The 7063-nt window shown below is 60.4% G+C and carries 8 protein-coding genes and 1 pseudogene; 8 read left to right on the top strand and 1 reads right to left on the bottom strand.

The window, feature by feature from the left end:
• Nucleotides 1-2251, bottom strand: a pseudogene (locus QRO95_RS25390) (chlorite dismutase family protein); the annotation flags it as partial.
• A gap of 158 nt (nucleotides 2252-2409) precedes the next feature.
• Between QRO95_RS25390 and QRO95_RS17865 the strand changes: the two are divergent.
• The 8 genes from QRO95_RS17865 (at nucleotide 2410) to QRO95_RS17830 (ending at nucleotide 7059) form a co-directional block, all read left to right on the top strand.
• The gene (locus tag QRO95_RS17865; RefSeq protein WP_001247892.1) at nucleotides 2410-2700 is read left to right on the top strand and encodes a nucleotidyltransferase family protein; all 291 of its coding nucleotides are present in this window, start codon (nucleotides 2410-2412) and stop codon (nucleotides 2698-2700) included.
• Entirely contained in the window at nucleotides 2697-3083 is a 387-nt protein-coding gene (locus QRO95_RS17860; RefSeq protein WP_003100872.1) for a DUF86 domain-containing protein, read from the top strand. Before QRO95_RS17865 ends, QRO95_RS17860 begins: the two co-directional genes overlap by 4 nt.
• A 236-nt stretch (nucleotides 3084-3319) precedes the next feature.
• Nucleotides 3320-3676, top strand: coding sequence for a cupin domain-containing protein (locus tag QRO95_RS17855; RefSeq protein WP_003465043.1), 357 nt, complete (start codon nucleotides 3320-3322; stop codon nucleotides 3674-3676).
• Nucleotides 3677-3930: 254 nt separating this feature from the next.
• Nucleotides 3931-4257 (top strand): hypothetical protein, encoded by a 327-nt coding sequence (locus QRO95_RS17850; protein ID WP_003100858.1) that lies wholly within the window; start codon nucleotides 3931-3933, stop codon nucleotides 4255-4257.
• Nucleotides 4254-4754 (top strand): transposase, encoded by a 501-nt coding sequence (locus QRO95_RS17845; protein WP_285303126.1) that lies wholly within the window; start codon nucleotides 4254-4256, stop codon nucleotides 4752-4754. The genes QRO95_RS17850 and QRO95_RS17845 overlap by 4 nt, the downstream gene beginning before the upstream one ends.
• Nucleotides 4751-5122 (top strand): hypothetical protein, encoded by a 372-nt coding sequence (locus tag QRO95_RS17840; RefSeq protein WP_003100853.1) that lies wholly within the window; start codon nucleotides 4751-4753, stop codon nucleotides 5120-5122. The genes QRO95_RS17845 and QRO95_RS17840 overlap by 4 nt, the downstream gene beginning before the upstream one ends.
• Entirely contained in the window at nucleotides 5116-5673 is a 558-nt protein-coding gene (locus QRO95_RS17835; RefSeq protein WP_003100847.1) for a recombinase family protein, read from the top strand. The genes QRO95_RS17840 and QRO95_RS17835 overlap by 7 nt, the downstream gene beginning before the upstream one ends.
• A 93-nt stretch (nucleotides 5674-5766) precedes the next feature.
• Nucleotides 5767-7059, top strand: a complete 1293-nt coding sequence (locus tag QRO95_RS17830; RefSeq protein WP_285303124.1) for a hypothetical protein — start codon at nucleotides 5767-5769, stop codon at nucleotides 7057-7059.
• Nucleotides 7060-7063 lie beyond the last annotated feature (4 nt).

Below are 7063 nucleotides of genomic sequence, written 5' to 3'. Positions count from 1 at the left end.
CCGGTGCTCTCGGCCTTGCTGCCGGTGCGGAAGTTCTGGCCGTCCGACGATGACGTGGTGCCGTCGCCCCAATGCTCGGCGAAGGGATGTCGGAACTGCGCGTTGACCAGCTCGGCCAGTGCCGCCCCGTAGGTTTCGTCGCGGATGTGCCAGGCTTGCAGCCAGGCCAGCTTGGCGTAGGTCGTGCCGGGGCACGATTCCGCCATCTTGGTCAGGCCCAGGTTGATCGCGTCGGCGAGGATCGTGGTCAGCAACAGGTTTTTGTCCTTGGCCAGGTCGCCTGACTTCAGGTGGGCGAAGTGCCGGGTGAAGCCCGTCCATTCGTCTACCTCCAGCAGCAATTCGGTGATCTTGACGTGCGGTAGGATCATCGCCGTCTGGTCGATCAGGGCCTGTGCGGTATCGGGCACCGCCGCATCGAGCGGCGTGATCTTCAGGCCCGACTCCGTGATGATGGCGTCCGGCAGCTCGTTGGCCAGCGCCATGCGGTTGACGGTGGCGAGCTGCGTTTCCAGCAGCGTCAGCCGGTCATGCAGGTACTGGTCGCAATCGGTGGCCACGGCCAGCGGCAATTCGCTGGCCTGCTTGAGGCTGGCGAATTTCGCGGGCGGCACCAGGTAGTTGTAGCGGCTCGCGTTTGAAAACGGGCGTGCTCGCATTCGACGCCGCTTTCGGCTCGAATTAACTGCAACTGACGGCGCGCTGATGCTCACGCTATCTGCAAACGAGCTTGCAATCGACGGCGGCGGCTCGCATTTCATGGCGGCGTGCTCGAATTAATTGCAAGTGAAATGCCGGGTTCCAAGCTATCCAAAATCAATAGATGCAGTGCCGGCTGCCCGCTAACGCCTCTGAGCGGTCAGACGGGGATTGACCTACGCCGCCTCTCGCACGAGACGGATATCGACTTCTCTGTCAACGTACTTCCATTCCTCTGTTGCACGCAGTTCGGAAAGCAATGCGTTGAACTCAGCCTCATGGGTTGGCGCGAACTCGAACCAATTGAGAAAATCGAACGGTTCATTTTCAGAGAGGTCGCGGCAGTGGTGGAGCTTGCGCGCTACTGCAGGCAAGTAGTTGAGCCCGATTTGGATGTGCTTTGACTTTTCGAAAACGCTCCGGCGCTCGTCTTGCGTGAATTCCCACCAAGCTGCGTTTTTTCGGATCGGTATCAACGCAGCGCAAGTTGCTTCTGGGCGCGCTAGCCCTTGCTGCTTCACCACAATTTCGTTCTTCTCTTCGCGCATGACATACCGTTCATTGCTTGTTATTCCGCGAAGTACCCAGGGTGCATTGGTTTCGGGCTGCAACTCTGAGGCAGATATTACGTTGAGCCTTTTGGCTTCAGGCAGTGACTTGCCAACTATGGTTTCGGTTCCAACGATCCGCCAAAGACCGCTGTCTCCGCCGACGAATGCAAATAATCGTGTATCCATTTCACCCCCTTCATGTGAGTGTGTTAACTTTTTTACAGCCTCAAAAAACCTATCTGCCCATCCCATGCTTGTGCATCATCGTCTCGCCTCGCTTAGCGTAGTATTGCATTACGCTTACCAGCGCCCCCAGTTAAATTGTAAATATAGCATCGAATTGGTCTGTGATACGACCGCCAGAAAATAGCCGTTTGTCGCCATTTCAAAAATTAATTGTACCGTATCGGTACGCCCTAACTAGGCGTCAGGCCGGAACCTTGGGCCGCGTCAGGATAGGGCCGATTCCAGCATTTTCTGACGCCTCGCCGGCAACCTCTAGGGCCTCAACCTGACAGGCCGTACGCTTAACGTACGATTTTTTCCGTTTTCTCTATCGTCCCCATCAAGGCTCTGGCCAGCACGATGCCCTTGTCGGTTTGCATGGCCAGCTCGGTCAGCAACTGGACAGCCTGCCGGTAGTGGCCAATCGTGAACGGCTGGAAGCCGAACACCGTTTGCAGCTCGACCAGGTGCTCGCGTCGGGTCTGCTCACGCTGCCCGTACTCGTCCCAGCTTTCGATGCCGACCTTGAGCTGGTTGGCGACCAGTCTCAGCAATGGCGGGAACGGTGGCTCATCAGCGCCAAGGATGACGCCGGGAAAGCGCAGGTAGCAGAGCTGCACCGCGAAGCCCAGCCGATTGGCCGGGCCGCGCCGCTGCCGGATGATGGAGAGGTCGCTTTCGCTGAACGTGTAGTGACGGATCAACTCATCCTTGGTGTCCGGCAACGCCAGCAGGCTTTCGCGCTCGGCGGCGGAGAGGATCGAACGGCGGGGCATGCGGTTTCCTTCTTCTTGAAAACGTAGGTTTGTGACAAGCCCGCCAAGGCAACCGGCGCGGCACGGGAATCAAGGCATTGCGATTCTCGAAAATAGTTCTTGAAATTCTATTCTTGATTGCATATCATCTCAACGAGTTTCGATAAGAAAGGATGCCCATGCGACCGTCTGTTGTGCTTGACATGAAGCGAAGCGCAGTGCGTGAAGCGGTAGGCCGCTTTCGCGCCGCGAACCCGCGCGTCTTCGGCTCGGTGCTGCATGGCACCGACCGGGATGGCAGCGACCTCGACCTGTTGGTCGATGCGCTGCCCGGTGCCACGTTGTTGGACTTGGGCGATTTGGAAGAAGAACTGAAATCGCTGCTCGGCGTTGACGTCGATCTGCTGACTCCCGGCGACCTGCCGCCGAAGTTCCGGGCCAAGGTGCTCGCGGAGGCGCAACCGATATGAGCGAGAACCGCCTGCCCGATTACCTCGACCACATTCAGCAGGCCGCAACCGATGCGCGCAGCTTCGTGGAAGGGATGGCCAAGGACGACTTCTTGGCCGACAAGCGCACCCAGCAGGCCGTCATCATGAGCCTGATCGTCATCGGCGAGGCGGCCACAAAGGTGATGGATGGCTACGTCGAGTTCACCCAGGCGCATGCCGACGTGCCGTGGCGCAGCATGCGCAATATGCGTAATCGCATGGCTCACGGCTATTTCGACATCAACCTCGATGTGGTGTGGGAGACGGTACAGGAATGGCTGCCGGCGTTGCTCCAGCAATTGCCCGCCGTGCGTCAGGATGCCGACGATGAAGACCGTAACGACAAAGGCATGGAGCCATGACCAATCAAGCCGCCGATGTTCGGCCCCTCTGGCGTGTTCGATCCCGCGACCTATGAGCCGCGCTCGGGCAAGACCTTCTGGATGGCCGCAACGGACGAGAGTTCGCTGGTGGGCAAGGAGGCAGCAGCCGACACGCTCATCGGCAACTGCACGACCGCACGACCAGCCTCCCGTTCAAATTCGAGTTAGAACTCATATCCAGCCTGTCTGGGGGCACTGTGAAAGAGGGATCTCCGATGACTGTTGAATCGAGAATATTTTCTGTAGCCGAGTATGTTCAGCCGTCCGAAGGCGAGCCTATTCGTTCCGTTGTGCTTGAAACCCGAGACTCAATTATCGTGGTTTGGCATGTCCATCCCGGGCAGGAAATTGCGGCTCACATTCATCCTCACGGCCAAGACACGTGGACTGTTTTGTCGGGAATGGCTGATTACTTTCAGGGCAATGGGATTGTTCGTGCCCTCAGGGAAGGTGAGATAGCCGTGGCAAGACCGGGCCAAGTGCACGGGGCGCGAAATACAGGTACCGAGCCATTTGTGTTCGTCTCGGTTGTGGCATCAGCCAATGCCGGTTTCGTATTGGCTGAGCGATAGAGCCCAATCTCTGGAGTTGGTCCAATGAGCGGTCGGGGAGATAGGTAACAGACATGCAGCGGACACGGCTGCTAAACCAGGTCGCAAACCTCCTTGCGTCGCAGCGTGCCGCAAGCGACGCGATCAATCGAATGGGGTCGGCATGAGACTGAACACCATCCAGTTCCCGACCGCGTAGCCGCCTGTCCTGCCGATCAGGTCTTGACCATCGACGCCTGGGATCAGTCCTGAATGTTCTTGGAGACCACTACGTTATGAGCCGCAGCCGCCGCAAAACACCCATCGTCGGGCACACGACCTGCGGCAGCGAGCGCGAGGACAAGAAGCTCTGGCATCAGCGCTGGCGCACCCGTGAGCGCACGGCGCTGACCAGCGCGTCGCCCGAAGCCCTGAGCGCCCATCTGCCCCTGCTGGAAAACCAGGCCAGCAGCGTCTGGTCGATGGGCAAGGATGGCCGCTCCTACTGGCCCGTCAAGCGCCAGGCCGCCACGGCGGATCGCATCGCCAATCACAAGGGACGCAACCCGCAAGAACGCGCCTCCCTGAAAAAGCGCCTGCTGCGCAAGTGGATGAGCAAATGAAGCTCTCCTTCCATCAGCACATTGCGCTGTTCTGGATGATCGGTGCTCCGGGCGTCTTCGCGCCCGTGATCGAGAACGCCAAGCGGCCCGATGCCGGCGCCGTCATGGCGTGGGGTGTCGCGATCGTGGCGGTGATGATCCTCTTCACCCCTTTGCTGCTGCGCTGTCCACCATTCCGGCGCTGGTATGGCCGGACGGATGCGCTGTCGGAGCGGCAGCGCCAGGCGCTTGCCGAGCGCGGCCTGCGCCGCTACTACCAGACCGCTTTCGATGACGGCTACGTGCCCCGCGTGATGCCCTACGTGTGGCGCATCATCTGGACGGTCGGCGGGTTGATGGCTGTGACCGCCGTACTGCCTACCAACACCGGACGGCCAGCCTTCGATGCCTTGGTGGTCTTCTCGACCTGGTATCCGATAGGCGTGATGCTGCTGGTTTTCGCGTCGAGGCCCCTTGGCCGGTTGATTTGCCAAAGAGCACAGGAGCGGCGGAAATGAGCACGTCAACCATCGAGGCGCTGGCCAGCGCCTGGGCAAGGATTGCCGAGGAAGCGGAATTCCCCGCTGACTACGAGGGGACTGCCACACCACAAGCGCATCGGGCTAGCGAAGCTATTCAGGAGCAGATTCGGGAGCGCATCGTCGCCACCAACGACATGCGGCTGTTCAGCCTGCTGCACCTGCTGGGTCAGGCGTCGCTGCGCATGGAGCAAGCGCTGTGGCCGGAGGATTACGAGCGGATGACGCGCGAGGTTGAGGAAGCCCTGCGGCAAGCCACCGACGCCAACGCCAGATCGTACACCCACGAAGAAGTGATGCAGGCGATGCAGGAACGCATCGACCGGGCGCGAGACAAGCCATGTTGATTGGCTATGCGCGCGTCTCGACGCAGGATCAGAACCTGGAGCTGCAACGCGAAGCCTTGAGCAAGGCCGGATGTAAAAAGGTCTTCGAGGACAAGGTGAGTGGCACGCGGGCAGACCGGCCTGGCTTGGCCAAGACGCTCGAAATGCTGCGCGAAGGCGATACTTTGGTCGTCTGGAAGCTCGACCGGCTGGGCCGGTCGGTCAAGCAACTGGTCGATCTGGTCGGCGATCTGCACAAGCACGGTGTCCAGTTCAGGAGCCTCACCGACTCCATCGACACCGGCACACCATCCGGGCGGTTCTTCTTCCACGTCATGGCGAGCCTTGCCGAAATGGAGCGCGAGCTGACCGTCGAGCGCACCCGCGCCGGGCTGGAAGTCGCCAAGCAGCTCGGCCGCAAAGGCGGCCGCAAGCCGAAGATGACCGACAGCAAGATCGAGTCGGCCAAGAAGCTGCTGGCCAGCGGGGTGCCGCCCAAGGACGTGGCCAAGAACCTCGGCGTGTCCATTCCGACGCTGTACCGCTGGGTGCCAGCCTCCACGCACGCTTAGCGTGCTTTATTTTCCGTTTTCTGAGACGACCCCTGGGAAGACCAGATCGCCAAAGTCGTTGATCCCATCGACAACCGAACCCGCAGCTTCGTGATGCTCGGCGGGAAATCGACAAAGTGGAAGGGCGGGGCGGTCAAGCGGGGACGCGAAGCGGAAACTGCCATAGACGAGGCCTTGAATTTGCGCGTGCCAGTCTTTGGTTTCCGCGCGGTGGCGTCTGGGGACGATCCCGCCCACATGACCCGCCATGTGAAGCACATCAACCTCGATAATGTCTCTATCCTCAAGCCTCACTTTGGACTCGCCGTCGATAACCCACGAGAGCGCCTGGGCCTGGAAAAGAAGCTTCAGGACCTTTGGAAGAGCCCGGACGTTGATGCCCTCAATACGGCAACTCTCTTCGAACTGGTGGAGGCCACCGGCAATGTGCCCGGTGCCGACTGGAACCCTTTGCTTGCGCCTGCTACGGGGACCGACGACGCTGCAGGGCTTCGCGGCAATGCGCTTGCCGCGCGCATCGTGCTGCCCTACCTGGTAGAGCACGTCCGCAGGCAGACCGATGGCATCATCGTGCCTCTCACCTACTCCGATGTGGCCAAGTTACTGGGCAGGGTGAAGGCCGATGGCAATGCCTATGCTCAAGGCATCGGAAATGTCCTCGGCGAAGTGACTAATCTGGTTGAGGCGGGTACCCGCGATTGGCCTGAGGAACTTCGCCCCCCTCACATCACCTCCATGGTGGTCGCCAAATCGGGGGCCACTGCCGGTCTCCCCAGCGATGGCGTCAACGGCTACTGGCCCGGATTCGAGGCGCTGACACCGGCTGAAAAACGGGCCAAAGTGCGCGATGAATTCGACCGCATCCTCGCCTACGGTGATCGATGGCTCCAGGTCCTCGAAAGCGTGGGCCTTGGCTCCGCAGCATCGCCGGCAGACCCCGATTCAGGCAACGGCAAAGACAAACGCTACGGCTGGGGTGGCGGCGAGTCCGAGGAGCACAAGCAGCTGCGCCTCGATGTCTTGGCCAGGCCGGAGCTGTTCGGCCTGCAGAACACGCGCCACGCGGAGACGGAGTACCCGCTCTTGTCGGGTGATCGCCTGGACGTATTTTTCCGAACGGAGGCACGTTTGGTCGGCGTCGAGGTCAAATCCATCCGGTCGGCAGACGATGACCTGGAACGTGGCATCTACCAGTGCGTGAAGTACCTGGCCGTCATGCGCGCTCAGGCGTTGATCCACGAGCCTGCGGGCACAGAGATCCAAGTCACGGCGGTACTGGTGGTGCAAAAGCAGCTCCCAGCTGACCTGGAGGAACTCGCCACGAAGCTGGGCGTGAAATGGATGGTGCTGCCCCCCGGTCATTTTGCTCCGGCCACCCCAGCTTGAAGTC

Origin of the sequence: Stenotrophomonas maltophilia group sp. Smal13, from assembly GCF_030236855.1 — a bacterium.
GTDB lineage: Bacteria > Pseudomonadota > Gammaproteobacteria > Xanthomonadales > Xanthomonadaceae > Stenotrophomonas > Stenotrophomonas maltophilia_A.
This window is presented reverse-complemented; position numbering and strand designations above follow the sequence as displayed.

Bases quoted from the DNA above. Each gene is read 5' to 3' on its own strand.
- QRO95_RS17840 (WP_003100853.1), top strand. From the start codon at position 4,751: ATGAGCACGTCAACCATCGAGGCGCTGGCCAGCGCCTGGGCAAGGATT.
- QRO95_RS17830 (WP_285303124.1), top strand. From the start codon at position 5,767: ATGCTCGGCGGGAAATCGACAAAGTGGAAGGGCGGGGCGGTCAAGCGG.
- QRO95_RS17865 (WP_001247892.1), top strand. From the start codon at position 2,410: ATGCGACCGTCTGTTGTGCTTGACATGAAGCGAAGCGCAGTGCGTGAA.
- QRO95_RS17850 (WP_003100858.1), top strand. From the start codon at position 3,931: ATGAGCCGCAGCCGCCGCAAAACACCCATCGTCGGGCACACGACCTGC.
- QRO95_RS17835 (WP_003100847.1), top strand. From the start codon at position 5,116: ATGTTGATTGGCTATGCGCGCGTCTCGACGCAGGATCAGAACCTGGAG.
- QRO95_RS17860 (WP_003100872.1), top strand. From the start codon at position 2,697: ATGAGCGAGAACCGCCTGCCCGATTACCTCGACCACATTCAGCAGGCC.
- QRO95_RS17855 (WP_003465043.1), top strand. From the start codon at position 3,320: ATGACTGTTGAATCGAGAATATTTTCTGTAGCCGAGTATGTTCAGCCG.
- QRO95_RS17845 (WP_285303126.1), top strand. From the start codon at position 4,254: ATGAAGCTCTCCTTCCATCAGCACATTGCGCTGTTCTGGATGATCGGT.